Genomic DNA, 21478 nt, shown 5'->3' on the forward strand with positions numbered 1-21478 from the left:
GGCTTCGCTACGGTGCCGGCCAATAGCCGCGCCTCAAGGCGCGCGATTGCATCGGACAGGGAGTCGAGTGGGATGAGCGCGCAAGCGAGCGTCGCCGAGGTCAAGCGCGACAAGCCGTGGATCATCCGCACCTATGCGGGGCATTCCACGGCGGCGGAGTCCAACAAGCTCTATCGCGGCAACCTGGCCAAGGGTCAGACCGGCCTCTCGGTCGCCTTCGATCTGCCGACGCAGACCGGCTACGACCCGGATCACGAACTCGCCCGCGGCGAGGTCGGCAAGGTCGGCGTCTCGATCGCGCATCTCGGCGACATGCGGGCCCTGTTCGACCAGATCCCGCTGGCACAGATGAACACCTCGATGACGATCAACGCCACGGCGCCGTGGCTGTTGTCGCTCTACCTCGCGGTGGCCGAGGAGCAGGGCGCGCCGCTCGCGGCACTCCAGGGCACCACGCAGAACGACATCATCAAGGAATATCTCTCGCGCGGTACCTACGTGTTTCCGCCCGCGCCCTCGCTTCGGCTCACCAAGGACGTGATCCTGTTCACGACCAAGAACGTGCCGAAGTGGAACCCGATGAACGTCTGCTCCTACCACCTGCAGGAGGCGGGGGCGACGCCGGTTCAGGAACTCTCTTACGCGCTGGCCATCGCCATCGCCGTGCTCGACACGGTGCGCGACGACCCCGATTTCGACGAGGCCAGCTTCTCCGACGTCTTCAGCCGAATCTCGTTCTTCGTGAACGCCGGCATGCGGTTCGTCACCGAGATCTGCAAGATGCGGGCGTTTGCCGAGCTGTGGGACGAGATCGCCCAGGAGCGCTACGGCATCACCGACGCCAAGAAGCGGATTTTCCGCTACGGCGTGCAGGTCAACAGCCTGGGGCTGACGGAGCAGCAGCCCGAGAACAACGTCCACCGCATCCTCATCGAGATGCTGGCGGTGACGCTGTCGAAGCGCGCCCGCGCCCGCGCGGTGCAGCTTCCGGCCTGGAACGAGGCGCTCGGCCTGCCGCGCCCGTGGGACCAGCAATGGTCGATGCGGATGCAGCAGATCCTCGCCTTCGAGACCGACCTGCTGGAATACGACGACATCTTCGACGGCTCGACGGTGATCGAGGCCCGCGTCGAGGCGCTCAAGGAGCAGACCCGGGCCGAGCTGACGCGCATCGCCGAAATCGGCGGGGCGGTCACGGCGGTCGAGGCGGGCGAACTCAAGCGGGCGCTGGTCGAGTCGAATGCCCGGCGCATCTCGGCGATCGAGAAGGGCGAGCAGATCGTCGTCGGCGTCAACAAGTGGCAGCAGGGCGAGCCCTCGCCGCTGACGGCCGGGGACGGCGCGATCTTCACCGTCTCGGAGACGGTGGAGATGGAGGCCGAGGCCCGCATCCGCGAATGGCGCTCCAAGCGCGACGACCGCGCGGTCGGACAGGCGCTCGCGGATCTGGAACAGGCCGCGCGCTCGGGCACCAACATCATGCCGCCCTCCATCGCCGCGGCGAAGGCGGGCGTGACGACGGGCGAGTGGGGCCAGCGCCTGCGTGAGGTGTTCGGCGAGTACCGCGCGCCCACGGGCGTGACGCTGCAGACCGTCACTTCCGGCGCGGCGGAGGATGCTCGCCTGCTCATCGCCGATCTCGGCGAACGGCTCGGCGAGACGCCCCGCCTGGTGGTCGGCAAGCCGGGCCTCGACGGCCATTCCAACGGCGCCGAGCAGATCGCTTTGCGCGCCCGCGATGTCGGCTTCGACGTGACCTATGACGGCATCCGCCAGACGCCGACCGAGATCGTCGCCAAGGCGAAGGAGCGCGGCGCCCACGTCATCGGCCTCTCGGTGCTGTCGGGCAGCCACGTCCCCCTTGTGCGCGAGGTGAAGGCCAAGCTGCGCGAGGCCGGGCTCGACCACGTGCCGGTCGTCGTCGGCGGCATCATCTCGACCGAGGACGAACTCGTGCTCAAGAATATGGGTGTCACCGCCGTCTACACGCCGAAGGACTACGAGCTCGACAAGATCATGGTCGGGCTTGCCAAGGTGGTGGAGCGGGCGCTCGACAAGCGCGCTGCCGACCGGGCGGATACGGAAGCCGGCGTGCCGGGCGCGCCGAAGCGGAACGAGAGCGGGGCGCAGGTCTTCTGAAGTCCGCCGCGATGGACCAGGAGTGGTGCCGAACGGATCGTCACCGCTCTTCAGAATCGATGTCCGCGATCCTCGCCGAGCCGGCGTCGGTCGCGGCGCGGGGCGCCTGTCAGTATCGAACGAAGAGATTGAGCGACAGGATGTGATCCAGCTCGATCCCGCTGGCCTGCGTCCGGGCCGTCTGGTTCAGGTACCCGATCTCGACCGTTGATTTCCCACCGATCGGCAGTTCGAGGCCGATGAAGGCCCGGACGCGGTCAAAGCCGGCCCGGGTGCCCCAATCCGTGTCGTTCAGGGCCACGAAGAGTTCTGTCCAGCCGACCGCTGAGACACCGCCCCAACCCTGCGGCAGGGGCATCGCGAAACGCAGATTCTCGCGCAGCCGAAACCCTACATCCCGCCCGGCGGATTGCCATCGCTGCTCGAAGCGGGTGCGGGATGAGACCTTCACCCCGGAGAACTCTCCGATCTTCCAGTTGATCTCCTGGAAGCTGCGATCCTCGATCCGCACATTGTCACGCATGCCGTGGTCTTCGACATAGGCGTAGCCCTGGTAGAGCACGAGCGCGTCGTTGACCTTCCAGCCCACCGCCGGACGGAGAATGAGCTGGTCGAGCTGCGAAATGCCATTGCCGATCCGCGGCTGAACTTCCGCGAAGTAGGCCACATCGCCGACGGACCCGAACAGGGTCGTGTTGATCCAGAGCTGCCCGTCTTGCACTGGCTCGGCCGAGGCCTGCGCGCCTGTCGCGATCAGGCAAAGGGAAACGAGGAGGAGGCGCGTATGTCGGATCACGATCCACTCTCTGCCCGCAGCTTCGCCCCTCGTCGGCTTGGGGTGTCAGGGCAGGAATGGGAATGTCCGTTCTCCGAGCGTAACGTCAAGCTCACCAAGGGCCGCATGCGACCTGAGCCGCAAACGGTCTGGCGTCGAGACCGTTCTCGGCACGAAGCGCCCACTGACGGGTCAGCCGCGTCCCTCAGGAAACGGTGAAACGACGCAGGCCGACGATGACGGAACAGGGCCGGCCCGCCTCCTTTGAGGTTTCCTCCTGCGCCCCTTTCGCGTGGGCGCAGGAAGAAACGCAGCGCCCTAGCGAACGCCGCCGCTGGCGTTGATCACCTCGCCGGTGACCCAGCGGGCATCGTCGGAGGCGAGGAACGCGACGACCCCGGCGATGTCGTCCGGCTGGCCGGATCGGCCGAGCGGTGTCTGTGCGACGAGGCCGGCTTCCATCTCCGAGCCGGCGATGCCGGCGGTGTGGGTGCCCTCGGTCACGACGTAGCCGGGGCTGACGACGTTGACCCGGATCTTGCGCGGGGCCAACTCGTTGGCGAGGACGCCCGAGATCGCATTCAGGGCCCCCTTGGTCCCGCTATAGACCGCACTCGTCGGCATCAGCACGTCGGTGACGACGGACGAGATGTTGATGATGCTCCCGCCCTCTCCCAGGTATTTCGATGCTGCCTGGGTCGCGAGCAAGACGCCCAGCACGTTGACGTCGAAGATGCGGCGGTAATGCTCTTCGGTCACTTCCTCAATCGCCGCGAATTCGTAGACGCCGGAATTGTTTACTAGCACGTCGAGCCGACCGAATTGCTGCACCGCGGCCTCGACCAAGCCCCGTGCCTGCGCGGCCTGCGAGACATCGGCCTGGACAGCGATGGCTCTGCCACCGGCGGCCGTGATGGCATCGACGACGGCATCCGCGCCGGCCTTGCTCGATGCGTAGTTGACGACGACGGCCGCGCCATCCTTCGCCAATGCCTTCGCGATGGCGGCGCCGATCCCCTTCGACGCACCGGTGACGACCGCGACCTTGCCCTCAAGCTTTGACATCTGTGCTAACCCTTTGACATGGGCCGGCGCCGGTACGGTCACCTCAGTCCCATAGTTCGGGATTTCGGAACTATGGAAGCGGGGTTCAAGCCCCCATATGGATAAATCATGAGGCCCCTGTTTCACCCCGCGATCGAGGACGTCCAGCCGGAGGCGATCCTCCACGCCCTGTCCGATCCGCGCCGGGCGGCCATCTTCGCCCGGATCACGAAGGCCGGCTGCGTGGAAGCGTGCTCGGCCCTCTCATCGGTAGGCGATCAGGTGATCCCGAAATCGTCGCTGTCGAGCCACTTCAAGGTGCTGCGCGAGGCGGGCTTGATCCGCTGTGAGCGTCACGGCGTCGAGATGCGCAACCACTCGCGCTGCGCCGAAGTGGAGACGCGGTTCCCCGGCCTGCTCTCCGCGATCATGAACGCCTACGCGGCGCGGGCTTCGTAATCGCCCACGGATGATGTGGCCGCGGGACGGGAGGCGCCGGAGCGCGGCCCATCCTGCTTGACCGGTCGCCGCTGCGGGTGCCAGAAACCGCCGCTTCAAGCGGGATGCGAGATCGCCTCGGCCCGGACCTTCTTTCCAGGGACCCGCGCCGATGGCCGCGTTCACCGAACTCGTGTTCTCCGGCGTCCAGCCGACCGGGAACCTGCACCTCGGCAATTATCTCGGCGCCATCAAGCGCTTCGTCGAGATGCAGGCGCGCGACGCGCAGTGCCTTTATTGCGTGGTCGATCTCCACGCCATCACGATGTGGCAGGACCCGGAGGCGCTCAAGGGCCAGATCCGCGAGGTCACCGCGGCCTTCCTTGCCGCCGGCATCGATCCGAAGCGCTCCATCGTCTTCAACCAGTCCCAGGTGCCGCAGCACGCGGAACTCGCCTGGATCTTCAACTGCGTCGCCCGCCTCGGCTGGCTCAACCGCATGACGCAGTTCAAGGACAAGGCCGGCAAGGACCGGGAGAACGCCTCCATCGGTCTCTACGATTACCCCGTGCTGATGGCCGCCGACATCCTCGCTTATCGCGCCACGCATGTGCCCGTGGGTGAGGATCAGAAGCAGCACCTCGAACTGACCCGCGACATCGCGCAGAAGTTCAACAACGACTTCGCGGGGTCGATCCTGGCGCATGGCCACGGCGAACAGTTCTTCCCGATCACCGAGCCGCTGATCGGCGGGCCGGCGGCGCGCGTGATGTCCCTACGCGACGGCACCAAGAAGATGTCGAAGTCGGACCCGTCCGAGTATTCGCGCATCGCGCTCACCGACGACGCCGACGCCATCGCCCAGAAGGTGCGCAAGGCCAAGACCGATCCAGAGCCCCTCCCCTCGGAGGTCGCGGGCCTGGCCGGCCGGCCGGAGGCCGACAACCTCGTCGGCATCTTCGCGGCGCTGCGCGGCATCACCCGCGATGAAGTGCTGGCGGATTTCGGCGGAGCGCAATTCTCCAGCTTCAAGCCGGCTCTGGTCGATCTCGCCGTCGAAACGCTGGCGCCGATCGGTGCCGAGATGAAGCGGCTCGTCGCCGATCCGGCCTATATCGATTCCGTTCTCGGAGACGGCGCGGGCCGAGCCGAGGCGATCGCGGCGCCGACGCTGGATGCGGTCAAGGACATCGTCGGCTTCGTCCGGCGCGGGCCGGCGCTCAGGGCGGTTTAAAGCGCTTTCCGACGAAGTGGACACCGGTTCGGCGAAAGAAAGCGCGGCAAAACAGGAGGTTAGAGGCGTGATCCGACCCAACGTGGTCGGGCACGGCTCTAGCGGTTTAGCGCCGTCACCGCCGGGGCTCGTCCTTGCGCAAGTGGCGTCCATAGGCCTGCTCCTTCTCCTCCCGCTCCTTGATCAGGTCGGCATAGGCTTGGCGCATCTCGGGGGAAACGCTCACGCTCTTGCCCTTGGCGGGCTTGCGCTTGGGCGCCTTCTTGAAAGTGTCTGACGTGTCGGCCATCGGTCTCGATATCCCCCTTCGCGACCCATTCTATCATAACGCAAGCGCAATGCCGGCTGAAACGGAGCGGCTACCGGTGGGGCGCTTGGACTGCTAAATACCGGCGCACAAGGCCGCAGGATTGATACCCGGCCGCCGACGACGATTTCGAGAAGACCCATGGAAAAGTTCACGACCCTGGAGGGCGTCGCCGCGCCCATGCGGATCATCAACATCGATACCGACCGCATCATCCCCAAGCAGTATCTCAAGACGATCAAGCGCACCGGGCTCGGCCAGGGCCTGTTCTCGGAGATGCGCTACAACGACGACGGCTCGGAGAATCCCGATTTCGTCCTCAACCAGCCGGCCTACCGCCACGCCAAGACCCTCGTGGTCGGCGACAATTTCGGCTGCGGCTCCTCGCGCGAGCACGCGCCCTGGGCGCTGGCCGATTTCGGCATCCGCTGCGTGATCTCCACGAGCTTCGCCGACATCTTCTTCAACAACTGCGCCAAGAACGGCATCCTCGCGATCGTCGTCTCGCCGGAGGATCTGGAAAAGCTGTTCCAGGACGCGGAACGCGGTGCCAACGCGACGCTGACGATCGATCTGGCGGCGCAGACCATCAAGGGCCCGGACGGCGGCACCCTGCATTTCGACATCGACGAGGGTCGCAAGCACAACCTGCTCAACGGCCTCGACGAGATCGGCCTGACCCTCGACCAGAAGGCTCCGGCAATCGACGCCTACGAGGCAAAGCTCGCTCAGCGCGAATGGGCCTGAAGACCTGCTAAGGCTGCGCCCTGCCCCGCAGGGCGAGCACCCGCGCCGCCTCGATCAAGGCTTCAGTCCATCGATCGAGCGCGGGCCGGCGGCCTCCGCCGGCCTTTGGACGGCGGGTGCGCGGCGGCATCGGAATGTGCACGAAAACCGCCGGGCACCCCGTCGCCAGAACCCGATAATACGAGGCGTTGCACAGGTAGCGTCCGGCATCGCGCGAGGCGGCGGCATCGAGTCCGGCGCGTTTCAGGGCGACCCGCACCTGCGCCGCCGCCCCGCTCCGCCGCTGCGCCGGGCCATCCGGCTCGAAGGCGAGGAAGCGCCCCACAGCCCCACTCGCATCGGGAAACAACCGGCTGACCCGGTTGACCGCCCGCATCTCGACGCAGACGCGGGGGCGGCGCGCGGCGACGCCGATCATCAGCACGGCATGCGGCCGCCTCGCCAGAGCCGGGGCGAGTTGCGTGTCGAGGGCGCCGTAGCGCGTCTCCAGCACGAGGCAGTCCGGCGCGTAGCCGAGGAGGCGGCGCAGATGTGGCGAGGCCGCCAGACGCCGCGCGAGGCGGGCGCTCGGATTGTCGGGCACGGTCGGGAACGGGCCGAAGCCCGTGATGAGCAGACGGCTCACAACCCGATCAGGGTCGCGATCGCGTCGGCGCCGGCAGCGGGCGAGTGCTCACCGCCCGCGACCGCCCGCTCCGCCTCGGCAGTGGCCTGCCGCACCTCGGCGCTGCCGACGAGGCGCTGGTGCAGCCGCTCATGGACGAGCGCCCACATCCACTTCACGTCCTGCTCGCGGCGCTTGCCCGCGATCTCGCCGGTCGCGGTGAGCTTAGCGCGGTGATCCTCGATCCGGCTCCAGAGGGAATCGAGCCCCTTGCCGTGCAGGCCGGAGATCGTGACCACCGGCGGCGTCCAGGTGGCGGAAGGCGGCGTCAGGATGTGGAGCGCGGCGCGGTATTCGGAGGCGGCGGCACTCGCCCGGCGCTCGCCGTCGCCATCGTCGGCCTTGTTGACCGCGATCATGTCGGCGAGTTCGAGAATGCCCTTCTTGATGCCCTGAAGCTCGTCGCCCGCCCCCGGCAGCATCAGCACGAGGAAGAAATCGGTCAGGTCGGCCACCGCCGTCTCCGACTGGCCGACGCCGACGGTCTCGACCAGGATCACGTCGAAGCCCGCCGCCTCGCACAGCAGCATGGTCTCACGGGTCTTGGCCGCGACGCCGCCGAGCGTGCCCGAGGAGGGCGAGGGCCGGATGAAGGCGTTGCGGTCGATGGCGAGCCGCGCCATCCGCGTCTTGTCGCCGAGGATCGAGCCGCCGGTGCGGGTCGAGGATGGATCGACGGCGAGCACCGCTACCTTGTGACCCGCCGCCGTCAGGAGCGAGCCGAGCGCGTCGATGGTAGTGGATTTGCCGACTCCCGGCACGCCGGTGATGCCGACGCGGATCGCCCGCCCCGTCTGCGGCAGCACCGCGTCGATGAGGTCGCGCACCGCCGCCCGGTGATCGGCCCGGCGCGACTCGGCCAGCGTGATGGCGCGGGCGAGCGCCGCTCGGTCGCCGGCCAGAAGCCGCTCGCGGAGTGTGTCCATGTCGGGAAGGGTCGCGCTCATGGCCCCTTCATGCCGGGGCGTCGCGCGGGCGTCGAGTGCCCAAAATCCCAATCGTGCCCCGCCACGGTCAAGATCGTGCGCGAAGGAGGAGCGCCCAGCGCCGGCTTGCCACCGGAGCGGGATTCCCCGGGGACTCGAAACCGCTCATGCAGCCCTCCGACGCGACCCGCCGCTCTCTCCTGCGCCTCATGGGGTTGGCTGGCGTGGCCGGACTCTCCCCTGCCCTGTCGGGTTGCGTGATGGACGGGCTCGCCACCGGCACCGTCGGGGAGACGCAGTCGGCGCTCGACGTGAGCCCGGTGCTCCTCATCGCCACCACCCGTCGCCCCGCCGCCGGCAATCCGCCCAAAGCGCCGTTCTTCGGCTCGGAGCGCGGCCGGGGCCTGAGCTTTGCCGAGGCGCGCATGACTGCGCCGGACCGCTCGCTGATCGGCAAGGTTTCGGCGGTGGTGGGCGGCGATTGGGGCGTCCGCTCCGTCGGCGACGTCACGACGGGGTCGGGCGCGGCGGCGGCCTTCGCCCAATCCGCCTTCGGCCGCGACGTGCTGATCTACGTCCACGGCTACCGCGAGAGCTTCGAATCAGCCGCAATCAGCGCCGCCCGCCTCTCCGACGGCATCCGCTTCAACGGCGCCTCGGCACTGTTCACATGGCCTTCGGCCGCGGCGACCTTCGATTACGGCTACGACCGCGAGAGCGCGCTGTGGTCCCGCGACGCGTTCGAGGACCTCTTGAAGACCGTGGCGACCACGCCGAGCGGCGGGCGCATCCACATCGTCGCCCACTCGATGGGCACACTCCTCACGCTAGAGACGCTGCGCATGCTGCGGGCCGAGGCCGGCGAGGCGGCGGTCGCCCGGATCGGCGCGGTGGTGCTCGCCGCGCCCGACATCGACATCGACCTGTTCACCAACGGCGTCGAGCGCCTGGGGCCGGACGCCAAGCGCATCACCGTCATCTCGGCGACGAACGATCGCGCACTCGAACTGTCGGGCGCCATTGCCGGCGGCGTCGTCCGCGCGGGTGCCGCCGACCGGGAGCGCCTGGAAGCTCTGGGCGTGCGCGTGGCCGATGCCTCGGATTACGGCGGCGGCCTCTTCAACCACGATCTGTTCCTGTCGAACCGCGAGGTTCAGGCCGTCGTGAAGCGGGCCGTCTCGCGAGGAAGCAGCGGCACCTGAAGTAAATTCAGGAGGGTGGATTGCCGCTTTGCGGCGATTGCCCTGAACGCGCGGCTTTCGCCCATCGACGAATCCGGCCCCGGCGTCCTACAAGCGCCGCCGAACCCGGCCAGTCCGGTGCGGGTTTCCCGCGCAGCGCCGCCCGTCGGCCCGCGGCTCTTTTCCCTCTTTCGAGGACAGTCCCGATGTTCACGCTCGAGATCGACGGCAAGGCGATCGCGGTCATCAACGGCGACGAGGCGACCGCCCGCGACCTGTTCACCTGCGACGGCTTCAAGGAAGACATCCGCACGATGACGATCGACGGCCAGCCGATCTGGAACGGCACGTCGGACCTGATCGTACGCAAGGCCAATGAGGACGAGATCGAAGAGTTCGAGGACGCGCTCGCCTCCGATGACGGCGAGGGCGATTTCGAGCCCGACGCGCAGCACGAAGCGGAAGGAGATGGCTCGGACGACGAGGACGAGGCCGACATCGTCTTCCTCGTGGACATCGACGACGAGGACGAGGATCAGGTGCTCGACGCCTGACGCAACGCGGTTCTCCGCATCAAGACAGGCCATGCCGGCGAAGGCCGCCGGCATGGCCATGGGATCGGGAGGCGCGCCTATCCCTCCCGCACCACCTGCATCGACGTCCCGGCCGATTCGTCCTCGCGGATCGGCTCGCAGCGCCCGCCGAGATGGCGCGCCAGGAACTCTTCCGCTCGCGCGAAGAAGGCCAGCCGGTTGGCCGGGCGCACGAGGCCGTGGCCCTCGTCCGGAAACAGCAGGTAGGTCACGGGAATGCCGCCGCGCTCCATGGCCGCGACCATCTGGTCCGACTCGGCCTGTTTCACCCGCGGATCGTTGGCGCCCTGTACGATCAGCAGCGGCGCCTTGATCCGGTCGGCGAAATAGACCGGGGAGCGCTCGCGGATCAGCGCCATGCCTTCCTCGGTGTCGGGATCGCCGATGGCGCGGTGGAGCTGCGCCCGCATCGCCTCCCAATAGGGCGGGATCGTCCGCACCAGGGTTTCGAGGTTGGCCGGACCGACGAGGTCGATACCGCAGGCGTAAGATCCGGGGTTGCGGGTCAGCGCCATCAGCGTGGCATAGCCGCCGTAGCTGCCGCCCATGATCGCCACGCGAGCCGGATCGGCCACACCCTGCTCCACCGCCCAGGCGACGGCGTCGCTGAGGTCGTCGTCCATCCGCCGGCCCCATTCGCGGTCGCCCGCATTGAGGAAGGCTTTCCCGAAGCCGGTCGAGGAGCGGAAGTTGACGCTGAGCGCGGCATAGCCGCGATTGGCCAGCCATTGATGGAGGCCGTCGAAGCCGAAGCTGTCGCGCGCCCATGGGCCGCCATGGACGAGCAGCACCAGCGGGCCGAGGGCCTGCGCATCGAGCGGGCGGCTGAGATACGAGACGAGGTCGAGCCCATCGCGGGAGCGGATGACCGCCGGGCTCATCGGGGCGAGCGGCGCACCCTCCAGTTCCGGCCGAGCGCTGCCGAGCGAGCGCAGCGTCTTTGCCTGCCGGTCGTAGATCGCGGCCTCGCCGACGCGGGTGTCGGCGCGGGCCACCACGATCCAGAGCGCATCGTCCTCGGTGCGGCTCGCCGGATACCAATCGCCGAGCCCCTGCGTTTCGAGGAAGGCGAAGTCGTCGGTCAAGCGCGGGTCGAGCACGTGCCAGGATTTGCGGGCATGGGTGACCGAGTAGGCCACCGGCTCGTGCGTCTCGGCATCCTGCAGCACCGCGCCGATATCCGCCTCCTCGTGCGCGGCGAGCACGCAGGTCTCACCGGTGGCGAGATCGATGCGGGTGAGCGCGGCGGTGTTGCGCCCGCGGCTGTCGCGGCAGAACAGGGCGGTGCCGGCGGCGTCGAGATTCTCCGCGCCGGAGACGCGGGCATCCTCGGGCGGGAAGGTGAGCCATGGCTTCCAGTTCGCGCCATCGGGGGCGATCAACTGGCTCGAACCGTCCGGAAGATTGCGGAAGGCGAAGCGCACGGCGTAGCGCTCGTCGATCAGGAAGCCGGCAAAGCCCGGATTCTCGATCACGAGGCTACGCTCGCCGGTGGCGAGATCGATGCTGTGCAGGTCGTGGAAGCGCGGATCGCGGTCGTTGATCGCGACGAGCACGCGGTCGCGCACGATGCGGCTGAGGCCCACGATCGCCGCGGCGATGCCGGGGATCGGCGTCAGGTCGCGTCGCTCGCCCGTGGTGAGATCGACGGCGTAGAGGTGGTGGTTCTCGTCGCCGTCCGCGTCCTGCACGTAGAGCAGGTGGCGCCCGTCATAGGCAAAGGCGTAGGCGTCAATGCCGCGGCGCCGGTCGGTGGTGACGGGCACGGCCGCATCAAGGTCGTCGATCGGCGCCGACCAGATGTTGAGCACACCCTCATGGGGCGCCACCCAACCGAGGCGGCGCCCGTCGGGGCTGATCTGATGACCGTAGCGCGTCGGGTTGCCGAAGAGATGCGCGCGCGGGATCAGATCGACCATGATGTTTCCTCGTTTCGGGTGCCCGCCGTCCGAAGGCGGGCTGACCGTGCTAGGAAACTATCGCGGGATCAGCCGAGCACCACCACCTTCGCGCCGACTTCGACGCGGTTGAACAGGTCGATGGCGTCCTGATTGATCATGCGGATGCAGCCCGAGGACACGCTCTTGCCGATGGAGTGCGGCTCCAGCGTGCCGTGGATGCGGAACAGCGTGTCCTTGTTGTTCTGCCAGAGGTACATGGCCCGGGCGCCGAGCGGGTTGCGGCTGCCGCCGGGCACGCCGAGGCCGCTCTGGAGCTTGTCGACCTCGCGGGCGAGGTCCGGCCGGCGGGCGATCATCTCCTTGGGCGGATACCAATCCGGCCAAGCCTGCTTCGAGTTGACGGTGGCGCTGCCCGACCACGAGAAGCCCTGCTTACCCACGCCGACGCCGTAGCGCCGAGCCCGGCCGTTCGGCAGGACGAGATAGAGGAAGTGCGCCTTGGGATCGACCACGATGGTGCCCGGCGCCTCGTTCGTGCGGAAATCGACCTCCTGGCGCAGGAAGACCGGGTCGAACTTCTTGTAAGGGATCGCCTGGACCGGGAACGGCTCGTTGGCGATCGCCGCGTAGGCCCGCGTGTAGTCGATCGGACCGTTATCGGGCTCCTGCGGCGGCACCGGATAACCGGCCTGCTGCTGGCGCGGCGTCTGGTTCGGCGCCTCGGCGGCGGGCGGCTCGCCATAGCGCTCGGCCCGGCGACGGGCATAGGCCTCGGCGTCGAGATCCGTCTGCGAATCCGGCACCGGCCGTCCGTTGCTCACCCGGCCATTATAGGGAACGTACTGCCCGCCCCGGCGGCGGTAGAGTTGGCCGGCGCTGTCCTGATAAAGACGGTCGTCGTCGAACCCTTCGAAACTCTGGGCGAGGACGCGCGCCGGCAGGCTCGCGAGCCCGAGGCTCGTCATGGCTCCGAGAAGAAGCTTACGGCGGTTCTGAACTGACATGGATCGCTCGATCGAAGTGGCCGGGCCGGGAAACGTCTCCGGAATACGGGGAAACGGTCACGATCATCCGGGCCGGCTGAACTGCCCCGCTTGCTCCCTAGCAAGGAAGCGGCCGGGCGTCAGGGCCGATCGCAACCGTCACGCCTCCTGCACCGGCAAGTGTGCGAACATTGTGTCCGAAAGGTTACACGCGCGGCCGCCATGCGCCGAATGAAGGGCTTTAACGATTTCGTAAAAAAGGTGCGGATTCCGGGGCGAATTGTGGCGGACGGCGATTGCATTGGCCGGGCCGGTCTCTAGATCAAGCGTAGCCGTTCGGCCCGATCCACGGACCCCTTCCCTTGCGCGCCTCCCTCCTCCGCTCTTCGCTCGGACTGCTTTGCCTCGGCCTGATGCTGCCCGGCGAAGCCCTAGCCGCCCGCAAGGCGGCCCCCCCGCGCCCGGCGCGAACGGCGGTCGCGCAGCCGGTACCGCAGCCGCTCGGGCCGCAGACCGCCTGGACCGCGGCCGAATCCCCCAACTGCAACCGCGTACGGCGCAAGCTCTGGCAGGCCGACGAGGGCTGGATCGTGAAGACGGTCACCGTCTGCCACTGAGCCGGTCGCCGACGAATCACAGGAGATCCGGGCCTGCGGCCGGGACGCTCTCGAAGCCGGCGTCCTAACCCGCTACAAACCGCTCGAGGCGGCGACGGTCGCGGCCCCGGTAGCGGTGAGTGGCGTCTCCAGTGATCCGCGTTCTCCATACGGGCGACTGGCATATCGGCCAGACGCTGCGCGGCTTCTCGCGCGAACGCGAGCACAACGCGGTGTTCGGCTGTCTCGAGAGCATCGTCGTGGAGCGCGAGGTCGATGCCCTCGTCGTGGCCGGCGACGTGTTCGACAGCCAGAACCCGTCCGGCGAGTCGCAGGCCCGCTTCTACACCTTGATGGCGCGGCTCCACGCGGCGCGGCCGGCCATGACCATCGTCATCACCGCCGGCAATCACGATGCCGCCGGGCGGCTGGAAGCACCGCGCCCGTTGCTCGAAGCCATCGGCGTCCACGTCGTCGGCAATGTCCGACGCCGCGACGGCGCGATCGACCTCGACCGGCACCTCGTGCCGGTTCGCTCGGCCAACGGGGACGTGGCCGCGCAGGTGCTCGCCGTCTCCTATCCCACCGCCGCCTGCCTGCCGCCGCTCTCGTCGCTCGGCCAGCAGCCCCGCATCGGCGAGACCTCGCCGATCGTGCGGGCGGTACGCGACCTCTACGGCCAGCTCTTCGAGGCGGCCCGGCCGCGGCTCGCCGGCCTGCCGCTCCTCGTCACCGGCCATCTCCATGTGGCGGGCGGGCTCGAATCGGAGGGCGCGGAGCGGCGCATCCTCGTCGGCGGCGAGCATGCCGTGCCGTCCGACGTGTTTCCGGAGGAAGCGCGCTACGTGGCGCTCGGCCATCTCCACCGGGCGCAGGTGCTGGGCCGGGGACAGGTGCGCTATTGCGGCTCGCTGATCCCGCTCTCGGCGGCCGAGCAGCCCTACCGCCACGGGGTCACTTTGGTGACGCTCGGTGCGGGCGCGGCAGAGATCGAGCATATCGAGATCCCCCGCCCCGTGCCATTCCTGCGCCTGCCGGCCTCGGGCGACATGCCGCTGGCCGATCTCGGTGATCATCTCACCGCCCTGGCGCTCGACCCCGATCCGCCGATGGAGGCGCGGCCCTACATCCAGGTGCGGCTCGCCCGCGAGGGATTGCTGCCCGGCTACCGCGCCGAGGTGGACCGCATCGCCGAGAGCTTCCCGGTGCGCGTGGTCGATGTGCGGGTGACGGTGCCGCCGCGGACCGCGATCGCGATCGAGGAATCCGAAGCGCCGCCGCCGCGCCTGTCCGAGCGCGATCCGGAAGAGCTGTTCCGCCTTGCCTACCGCGCCAAGTGGGACGAGGACCCCGAGCCCGCCCATCTCGACGTGTTCCACCGCGCACGAGCGGAAGCCTGAGGCTCTAACGCATGCGCATCCTCGCGATCCGCGGCGAGAACCTCGCGAGCCTCGCCGCGCCCTTCGCGGTCGATCTCGCGGCCGAGCCGCTCGGCGCCACCGGCCTGTTCGCCATCACCGGCGAGACCGGCGCGGGCAAGTCCACCATCCTCGACGCGCTCTGCCTCGCGCTCTACGGCCGCTATCCCCGCGTCGCCGTGAGCCGCCGCGAGGACGTGCCCGATCCCGGTGGCGAGGCGCTGAGCGCCAGCGACGGGCGGGCGATCCTGCGCCGGGGCGCGGGCTCCGGCTATGCCGAGGTCGATTTCATCGGGCAGGATGGCGTTGCCTACCGCGTCGGCTGGGAGGCTTTTCGGGCCCGCAACCGGGCGACCGGAAAGCTTCAGGCGGAGCGGCGGCGCCTGCACCGGCTCGACGATGGCAGCGCCGTCGCCGCGGGCAAGACGCAGGTGCTCGACCGGGTGGTCGCGCTGACCGACCTGACCTTCGACCAGTTCCGCCGCACGGTGCTGCTGGCGCAGGGCGAGTTCGACGCCTTCCTTCTTGCTGCCGAGGGCGAGCGGGCCGAGCTTCTGGAGAAGATCACCGGCACAGCGATCTATTCCGAGATCTCGAAGCGGGTGCATCTCGGCTTCGAGGAGCACCGCCGCGCGGTCGAGGCGCTGGAGCTCCGCCGCGGCGAGATCGGTCTGCTCGATGCGGAGGGTCTGTCGAGCCGCAACGCCGAGCGCGAGGCCTTGCGCACTGGGGTCGAGGCATGGCGCGGCGAGCAGGCCGCGGTCGGCCGCATCCTGGAGACGGCCCGCCGGATCGAGGCCGCGCGCACGGCGCTCGCGGAGGCCGAACGGCGCGCCGTGTCGGCGGGTGAAAGCCTGGACGCGGCCGGGCCGGAGCGGGCCCGGCTCGCCGAGCTCGACGCGGTCGAGCCGCTGCGCGGACGGGCCGAGGCCTTGGGCGAGACCGCCCGCGAGCGCGGCGAGGCGCAGGCGCGGGTCGAGGCGACCGCTGCCCGTGTCCGAGACGCCCGCGCCGCCGCCGCGGCAGCCGAGGCGAAGCGGGCTGAGGCGTATGCCGGGGACGAGGCGGCGGAAGCCGTCTTCAAGAGCTTCGGGCCGCTGTGGGACCGGGCCGCTGCGCTCGACGCGACCATTGCCATCGCCGAGCAGGAAGCCGCGGCTGCCGCGCAGGTGGCCCTCCGATCGAATGAAGCGGCGGCGGCGGCGGATGTCGCACTCACCGCGATCGAGCGCCGCCTCGACGAGGCGCGGGCGGCACGCGACGCCGCGGCCCGCCAGCTTGAGGCCGACCGCAGCCATGCGCCGCTGGCCGAACGTGGTGACGACATCGCCCGGCGCATCCGTGAACGGGCGCGGCTGCAGGAGCAGGCGGAGGCGGCCGGAAAGGAAGGCGCGGCGCAGCGGGCCGAGATTGCCGGCTGCGACGGTGAAGCGGAAGCCGGCACGGCCCGCCTCGCCGCGTTCCGCGCGCGCCGCGAGACCTTGGCCGGCGCTCGCGCGGAACGCGAGGCCGCACTCGCTGCGCTCGCCGAACCCGCCGCGCAGGCGCGTAGTGCCGCTCTCGAAGGGCTGCTCGATGCCCTGCGCGAGGCCTACGCCCTGGCCGGACGCCACGGCACGGCGCTCGCCGATCGGGCCGCCGCCACGGAGGCCGAGGCCGAGGCCGGCCTGGTCGCGACCGAGGCCGCCGCGCGTTACGGGGTGGAAGACCAAGCTTTGCACGAGGCCGGAATCCGCCGCGCCGAGATCGCGCCCCTGGCCGAACTGGCCGAGGAAAGCGTCTCGCGCGAGGCCGCCCGCCTGCGCAGCCTGCTCGTCGCAGGCGGGCCCTGCCCTGTCTGCGGCAGCTCCGACCATCCGCACGCCCACGAATCCGACGGCGCGCTCGGCCGCCTCGCCGAGGAGATGCGGGCCCGTCGCGCCGAACTCGATGTGCGGATCGGCGAGCATCAAGCCGCCCGCGACCGCGCCCGCGGTGACTTCGCGGCGGCGGAAGGCCGGCGCGACGACGCCCAGGAGCGCGCCGCCGCCGCAGCCGAGGCGGCGGCGGCCACTGCTGCGCGCTATCGCGCCACGCTGCCCGGTCTCCTGGCCTCACTCGAAGCGGCGGGCCTGACGGCCGTGCTGCCGCCGGGGCCCGATGCGCCAGCGCTGGCCGCCGCCGGGACGACCGCCCGGACTGAACGCGACGCCACCCTGCACGTGCTTGCCACGGCGCGGACGCTGCGCGGCGAGATCGATGGCCTGATCCGCGAACGCGACGCGGCGGAGGCGCGGGCCGAAGCGGAGGCCCGCGCGCTCGACGCCCTCACCCGGCGCCGGACCGAGGCCGGTCTGGCGGCCGAGCGCGCGGAGAGCACGCGGGCCGCCCTCATCCAGCGCGTGGCGGAGTTGGCAGATGAGATCGCCCCCGCCCTGAGCGCCGCCGATCTGAGCCTGGCCGATCTCGACCGGGACTCGGAGAGGTGCGCCGACTGTGTCTCAAGGCTCGGGCAGGCTTACGCAGCGTTGCGGACCCGGCTGGCCGGCCTGGAGGCGCAACTCGGCGCCCTGGCTCCCGAACGGGCCGCCGCCGCATCCTCACGGGAGGCCGAGACGCGGGCCGCCGTGAAGGCCCGCGCGGAGGCCGAGGAACGGCAGACCCGTCTGCAGCAGGCCCGTGCGGAACGCGCCGGCCTCCTCGGTGGCGAACCGACCGGCACCCACCGCACCCGGCTCAACAACGAGCGCCGTGCCGCCCGCGAAGCCCTCCAGGCCGCGCAGACCGTGTGTGCCGAAGCCGCCCGTGCGTTGACCGGCGCCGTCACCGACGAGGCCGGTGCTATCGCGGCCTCGGAGCGTGCCGCCGCACGCCACAGCTCGGCCGAGGACGCCTTCGCGCAGGCCTGCGGTGAGCGCGGGCGCGAGGCGGTGGCCGCGCTGCTCGCCGTGCCGACCGAGACCCGCGACGCGCTGCGGGCCGGCCTCGACCGGCTGGAGCGTGAGGCCGCCGAGACGCGAACCGCCCTCGCCACCCGCCGTGCGGATGTCGAAGCCCTGGACACCGAGGCCGGGATCGACGTTGCCGCCGCTGAGGCCGAGACGGCCCGGTTCGCCGAAGCCATGGCGCAGGCCCAGCAACGCCTCGGCGCCCTCGATGCGGAGTTGCGCCGGGATGAGGCCGCCCGCGCCAAGGCGGCCGACCTCGCAGGGGAGATCGAGGCGGCAACGGCTGAGCTGACAACGTGGCACCGGGTCGAGGAGGCCATCGGCTCGGCGGGCGGCGACCGCTTCCGCCGCTTCGCGCAAGGGGTGACCCTCGATCACCTCGTGCATCTCGCCAACGAACAGCTCCGGGCCCTGAGCCCCCGCTACCGCCTCGCCCGCAGCGTCGGCGCCGACCTCGCGCTGCATGTGGTGGACCGCGACATGGGCGACGAGCGCCGGGCGACCCGTAGCCTGTCGGGCGGTGAACGCTTCCTCGTCTCGCTGGCGCTGGCGCTGGCGCTGTCGGGCCTGGAAGGGCGGCAATCCTTTGTCGACACCCTGTTCATCGACGAGGGCTTCGGCTCGCTCGACGCCGAGACCCTCGATCTGGCCGTCGATGCCCTCGAAACGCTCCAGGGCCGCGGCCGTAAGGTCGGCGTCATCACGCACGTCGCCGGAATGATGGAACGCATCGCCGTGCAGATCCGGGTGGAGAAGCGCGGCAGCGGTCGCAGCGTGGTCCGGGTGGTGGATCGCGGCGCTGCCGTCGTTTGAGGCAGCGTCTCCGCTGCATCGTTCATAGGCAGCGGTGCCCGCATCGGCAGCACGCGGCGGTCACATCCGGGCGTGACTGTGGGTTTCAAGCGGGGGAGAGAGTTGGCACGCCGACTGCATTGTCGGCCTCGCAGCCCTCGGGCGGCGAGCGGGGCAACGGCGCCTCGCGCTCGGACGGCGCATGTCCGGACACACTCTTCCGCATGAGAGACCGCGCCCGGTTTAGACCAGCGGCGCGTCTTCGAGCCCAACGAGCACGCCGATGGCATCCTTCAAGACCGTGATGAAGTCGGGCCACCCCCCGACCCTGTTCGCCGCGTTCCTCTATTTCGATTTCTGCTTCGCGATCTGGGTGCTCAACGGCGCCATGGGCCCGTTCATCACCGAGACCTACGGCCTCACCCCGGCCCAGACCGGCTTCATGATCTCGCTTCCGATCCTGGCCGGCGCGATCATGCGCTTTCCGCTCGGAATCCTGGCTCAGTATATCGGTCGCAAGAACGCGGCACTGACGGAGATGGGCGTCATCGTTTTGGCGATGGCCTACGGCTTCTTCTTCGTCTCCTCCTATAACGACGTGCTCGCCATGGGCGTGCTGCTCGGCATCGCCGGCGCCTCGTTCGGCGTGGCGCTGTCGCTCGGCTCGGGCTGGTTCCCGCCGGAGCACAAGGGGCTCGCCATGGGCATCGCGGGCGCCGGCAATTCCGGCACCGTGCTCGCCGTGCTGTTCGCGCCGCCGCTGGCCCAGGCCTATGGCTGGCAGGCGGTCTACGGCTTTGCCGGCCTCGTGATGATCATCCCGATCCTCGTGATGATCTTTCTCGCCAAGGAGCCGCCGGACTGCCACGGCCAGACCTTCAAGGAGCACGTCTCCTGCCTGTTCACCAAGGACGGCTGGTCGTTCTCGCTGATCTACATCATCACCTTCGGCGGCTTCATCGGCCTGTCGAACTTCCTGCCGACCTTCTTCTACGAGCAGTTCGCGGTCACGAAGGTCGAGGCCGGGCGCCTGACGATGCTAGCCGCCCTGATGGGTTCCGGCATCCGCATCCTCGGCGGCTACTTCGCCGACCGAATGGGCGGCATCCTCGTCCTCTCCCTGGTGCTGCTGGCCGCAATCGGCTCGTTCCTGGCGCTGACCGCCACGCCCTCGCTCGCGGTGACGACGCTGCTGTTCATGCTCTGCTTCGCCGCACTCGGCGCCGGCAACGGCGCGCTGTTCCAGCTCGTGCCCCTGCGCTGGCCGACCAATACCGCGGTGGCCGGCTCGATGATCGGCGAGGTCGGGGCGCTCGGCGGCGCGATCCTGCCCAACGTCATGGGCTTCTCGAAGCAGTACACCGGCGGGTTCGCCACCGGCTTCGTGGCCTACGCCCTGTTCACCGGCCTCGTGCTCGGCTGCCTGTTCCTATGGCAGCGCAAGTGGGTCGGCGCCTGGGTCGGGCCCCGCGGCAAGGTGCTCGACCAGCCGGCCGAGGCGCAGGTTCAGGCCGGGGGCCGCATGGAACCGGCAAACGCGTAAGACGCATCGCTCCGTCCGAAATGGATCGGTTGGACGGGGGCCCTTGCGGCCCCCGTTTCCGTTCTCAGGGACGGGCGGGCCTACAACCCGTCCCACGTCACGGTCGCGAAGGTGAGGAGATCGACGCTCGCCGCACCGCCGCGCAGCAGCACCCGTGCGGCGGCGTTGCCCGTGGCACCGGTTGTGGCCACGTCGTCGATCAGCAGGAGGCGCCGGCCGGCGATCCGCGACCGCGCGTCGTCCGGCACACGAAAGGCACCCTGAAGGTTCATCGCGCGCTGATGGCGGGTCAGGCCGACCTGGGGCCGTGTCGCCTTCACACGGGCGAGCGCCCGCAGGTCGCACGGCGTTCCCGAAACCTTCGCGATCTCTCGAGCCAGCAGGGCCGACTGGTTGAAGCGCCGGCGCCAGAGGCGCAGGCCGTGCAGAGGCACGGGCAGGATCAACTCGGCCTCGTCCAGCAGCTCACGCCCGGCCGAGGCCATCATGCGGGCCATGGTCCGAGCGAGATCGAGGCGGTCGTTGTATTTGAGACGGTGAACGAGGTCGCGTGCGGTGCCCTCGTAGACGGCGGCCGCCCGGGCCCGACCGAAAGCCGGCGGTTCGGCGATCGCGCGGGGCGACAACAGGCGGCCGACACCGAGATCCAGGGCAAAGGGAGTGCCGAGCCGCTCGCAATAGGGCCGCTCGATCAGCCGCAAACCGCTCCAGCAGGCGGCGCAGAGAGCGTGCGGCTGACCCGTCGCCGCTCCGCAGGATACGCAGGTCGGCGGATAAATCAGGCCAATGAGGGTCGAAGCGATGCGCCGGATCCCACCACTCAGAGCGGGAGGGCCGGGCGCTGCCATCAAGAGCCGATCGTTGTCACACGACGCCGTTAGCGCGCGCTATTTCCCTGACCGCCCTGCTGTGCGGCCTTATCCTTCTTGTTCGCTTGATGCCGGCCGATGGCACATCCGGCCGCGGCACCCATGACGCCGTGCCCGGCCATGTGCCCGGCCACGCCACCCACCGCAGCACCCTTCAAGCAACCCTTGGCCTCCGCGGTGCTGGCCAGCGCCACGGCGGCAAGGATCAGAGCGGCGCGGATCAAAATCCGTGTCATCTTCAATCTCCTCGATCGACGAGCAAAACGGAGAGACCCGGTTTCCGTTCCAAGACCATCCCGACCAGACGATAGTGTAGAGGCATGATTCGCGAAATCGTGAAACCGCGCCTTACACTGCCGGAAGGATGCCTACGGACATAAGGTCGGGGCTGAACTTACGCC

General features: G+C 69.5%; 19 protein-coding genes. 10 read left to right on the top strand and 9 right to left on the bottom strand.

Annotation, left to right across the window (positions count from 1 at the left end):
• Positions 1-72: 72 nt before the first annotated feature.
• Positions 73-2139 (top strand): protein meaA, encoded by a 2067-nt coding sequence (locus OVA30_RS22530; protein WP_012778992.1) that lies wholly within the window; start codon positions 73-75, stop codon positions 2137-2139.
• Positions 2140-2248: 109 nt separating this feature from the next.
• Here OVA30_RS22530 and OVA30_RS22535 read toward each other — a convergent pair whose 3' ends face one another.
• Together OVA30_RS22535 and OVA30_RS22540 are read right to left on the bottom strand one after the other, a co-directional pair.
• On the bottom strand, positions 2249-2935 hold the full coding sequence (locus OVA30_RS22535) for a DUF2490 domain-containing protein (protein WP_268177001.1): 687 nt from the start codon (positions 2933-2935) through the stop codon (positions 2249-2251).
• A 297-nt stretch (positions 2936-3232) separates the two neighbouring features.
• Positions 3233-3979 carry an SDR family oxidoreductase gene (locus tag OVA30_RS22540; protein WP_268177527.1) on the bottom strand — a complete coding sequence of 249 codons (747 nt, stop codon included), beginning with the start codon at positions 3977-3979 and terminating at the stop codon, positions 3233-3235.
• Positions 3980-4087: 108 nt separating this feature from the next.
• Here OVA30_RS22540 and OVA30_RS22545 point away from each other — a divergent pair, with 108 nt between their 5' ends.
• A complete protein-coding gene (locus OVA30_RS22545) occupies positions 4088-4417 on the top strand; it encodes an ArsR/SmtB family transcription factor (RefSeq protein WP_003597287.1) in 330 nt (109 codons plus the stop codon).
• A 151-nt stretch (positions 4418-4568) separates the two neighbouring features.
• Positions 4569-5630, top strand: a complete 1062-nt coding sequence (gene trpS / locus OVA30_RS22550; protein ID WP_012778995.1) for a tryptophan--tRNA ligase — start codon at positions 4569-4571, stop codon at positions 5628-5630.
• Between the two features lie 115 nt (positions 5631-5745).
• Here trpS and OVA30_RS22555 read toward each other — a convergent pair whose 3' ends face one another.
• Entirely contained in the window at positions 5746-5919 is a 174-nt protein-coding gene (locus OVA30_RS22555; RefSeq protein WP_003597291.1) for a hypothetical protein, read from the bottom strand.
• Between the two features lie 159 nt (positions 5920-6078).
• On the opposite strand from OVA30_RS22555, the gene leuD reads away from it, so the two are divergent.
• The gene (gene leuD, locus OVA30_RS22560) at positions 6079-6684 is read left to right on the top strand and encodes a 3-isopropylmalate dehydratase small subunit (RefSeq protein ID WP_012252105.1); all 606 of its coding nucleotides are present in this window, start codon (positions 6079-6081) and stop codon (positions 6682-6684) included.
• Positions 6685-6691: 7 nt separating this feature from the next.
• Here the strand turns inward: leuD and OVA30_RS22565 are convergent, their stop codons facing one another.
• Both OVA30_RS22565 and meaB read right to left on the bottom strand, forming a co-directional pair.
• Positions 6692-7309 carry a pyroglutamyl-peptidase I family protein gene (locus OVA30_RS22565; protein WP_268177003.1) on the bottom strand — a complete coding sequence of 206 codons (618 nt, stop codon included), beginning with the start codon at positions 7307-7309 and terminating at the stop codon, positions 6692-6694.
• On the bottom strand, positions 7306-8295 hold the full coding sequence (gene meaB / locus OVA30_RS22570) for a methylmalonyl Co-A mutase-associated GTPase MeaB (RefSeq protein ID WP_012778997.1): 990 nt from the start codon (positions 8293-8295) through the stop codon (positions 7306-7308). The genes OVA30_RS22565 and meaB overlap by 4 nt, the downstream gene beginning before the upstream one ends.
• 146 nt (positions 8296-8441) lie before the next feature.
• Between meaB and OVA30_RS22575 the strand changes: the two genes are divergently transcribed.
• Positions 8442-9476: an alpha/beta hydrolase gene (locus OVA30_RS22575; protein ID WP_012778998.1), complete on the top strand. Its 1035-nt coding sequence runs from the start codon at positions 8442-8444 to the stop codon at positions 9474-9476.
• A 185-nt stretch (positions 9477-9661) separates the two neighbouring features.
• Complete coding sequence (locus OVA30_RS22580) at positions 9662-10009, top strand: hypothetical protein (protein WP_268177005.1); 348 nt, start codon at positions 9662-9664, stop codon at positions 10007-10009.
• 77 nt (positions 10010-10086) lie between these two features.
• On the opposite strand, the gene OVA30_RS22585 is transcribed toward OVA30_RS22580, so the two are convergent.
• Positions 10087-11967, bottom strand: coding sequence for a S9 family peptidase (locus OVA30_RS22585; RefSeq protein ID WP_268177006.1), 1881 nt, complete (start codon positions 11965-11967; stop codon positions 10087-10089).
• A gap of 68 nt (positions 11968-12035) precedes the next feature.
• Complete coding sequence (locus OVA30_RS22590; protein ID WP_003597305.1) at positions 12036-12953, bottom strand: L,D-transpeptidase; 918 nt, start codon at positions 12951-12953, stop codon at positions 12036-12038.
• A 341-nt stretch (positions 12954-13294) separates the two neighbouring features.
• On the opposite strand from OVA30_RS22590, the gene OVA30_RS22595 reads away from it, so the two are divergent.
• The 4 genes from OVA30_RS22595 to OVA30_RS22610 all read left to right on the top strand — a co-directional run bounded on the left by OVA30_RS22595 (position 13295) and on the right by OVA30_RS22610 (position 20208).
• Entirely contained in the window at positions 13295-13549 is a 255-nt protein-coding gene (locus OVA30_RS22595) for a hypothetical protein (protein WP_268177007.1), read from the top strand.
• Between the two features lie 131 nt (positions 13550-13680).
• Positions 13681-14928 carry an exonuclease SbcCD subunit D gene (locus OVA30_RS22600; protein ID WP_268177008.1) on the top strand — a complete coding sequence of 416 codons (1248 nt, stop codon included), beginning with the start codon at positions 13681-13683 and terminating at the stop codon, positions 14926-14928.
• Positions 14929-14939: 11 nt separating this feature from the next.
• Positions 14940-18686 carry an AAA family ATPase gene (locus tag OVA30_RS22605; protein ID WP_268177009.1) on the top strand — a complete coding sequence of 1249 codons (3747 nt, stop codon included), beginning with the start codon at positions 14940-14942 and terminating at the stop codon, positions 18684-18686.
• 262 nt (positions 18687-18948) lie between these two features.
• Positions 18949-20208: an MFS transporter gene (locus OVA30_RS22610; RefSeq protein WP_003603607.1), complete on the top strand. Its 1260-nt coding sequence runs from the start codon at positions 18949-18951 to the stop codon at positions 20206-20208.
• Positions 20209-20288: 80 nt separating this feature from the next.
• Here OVA30_RS22610 and OVA30_RS22615 read toward each other — a convergent pair whose 3' ends face one another.
• Positions 20289-21056 carry a ComF family protein gene (locus tag OVA30_RS22615; RefSeq protein WP_268177010.1) on the bottom strand — a complete coding sequence of 256 codons (768 nt, stop codon included), beginning with the start codon at positions 21054-21056 and terminating at the stop codon, positions 20289-20291.
• Between the two features lie 29 nt (positions 21057-21085).
• Positions 21086-21313 carry a hypothetical protein gene (locus OVA30_RS22620; RefSeq protein WP_056500819.1) on the bottom strand — a complete coding sequence of 76 codons (228 nt, stop codon included), beginning with the start codon at positions 21311-21313 and terminating at the stop codon, positions 21086-21088.
• Between the last annotated feature and the right edge of the window lie 165 nt (positions 21314-21478).

Origin of the sequence: Methylorubrum sp. SL192 (assembly GCF_026672325.1) — a bacterium.
In the GTDB taxonomy this organism is placed as follows: Bacteria; Pseudomonadota; Alphaproteobacteria; order Rhizobiales; family Beijerinckiaceae; genus Methylobacterium; species Methylobacterium extorquens.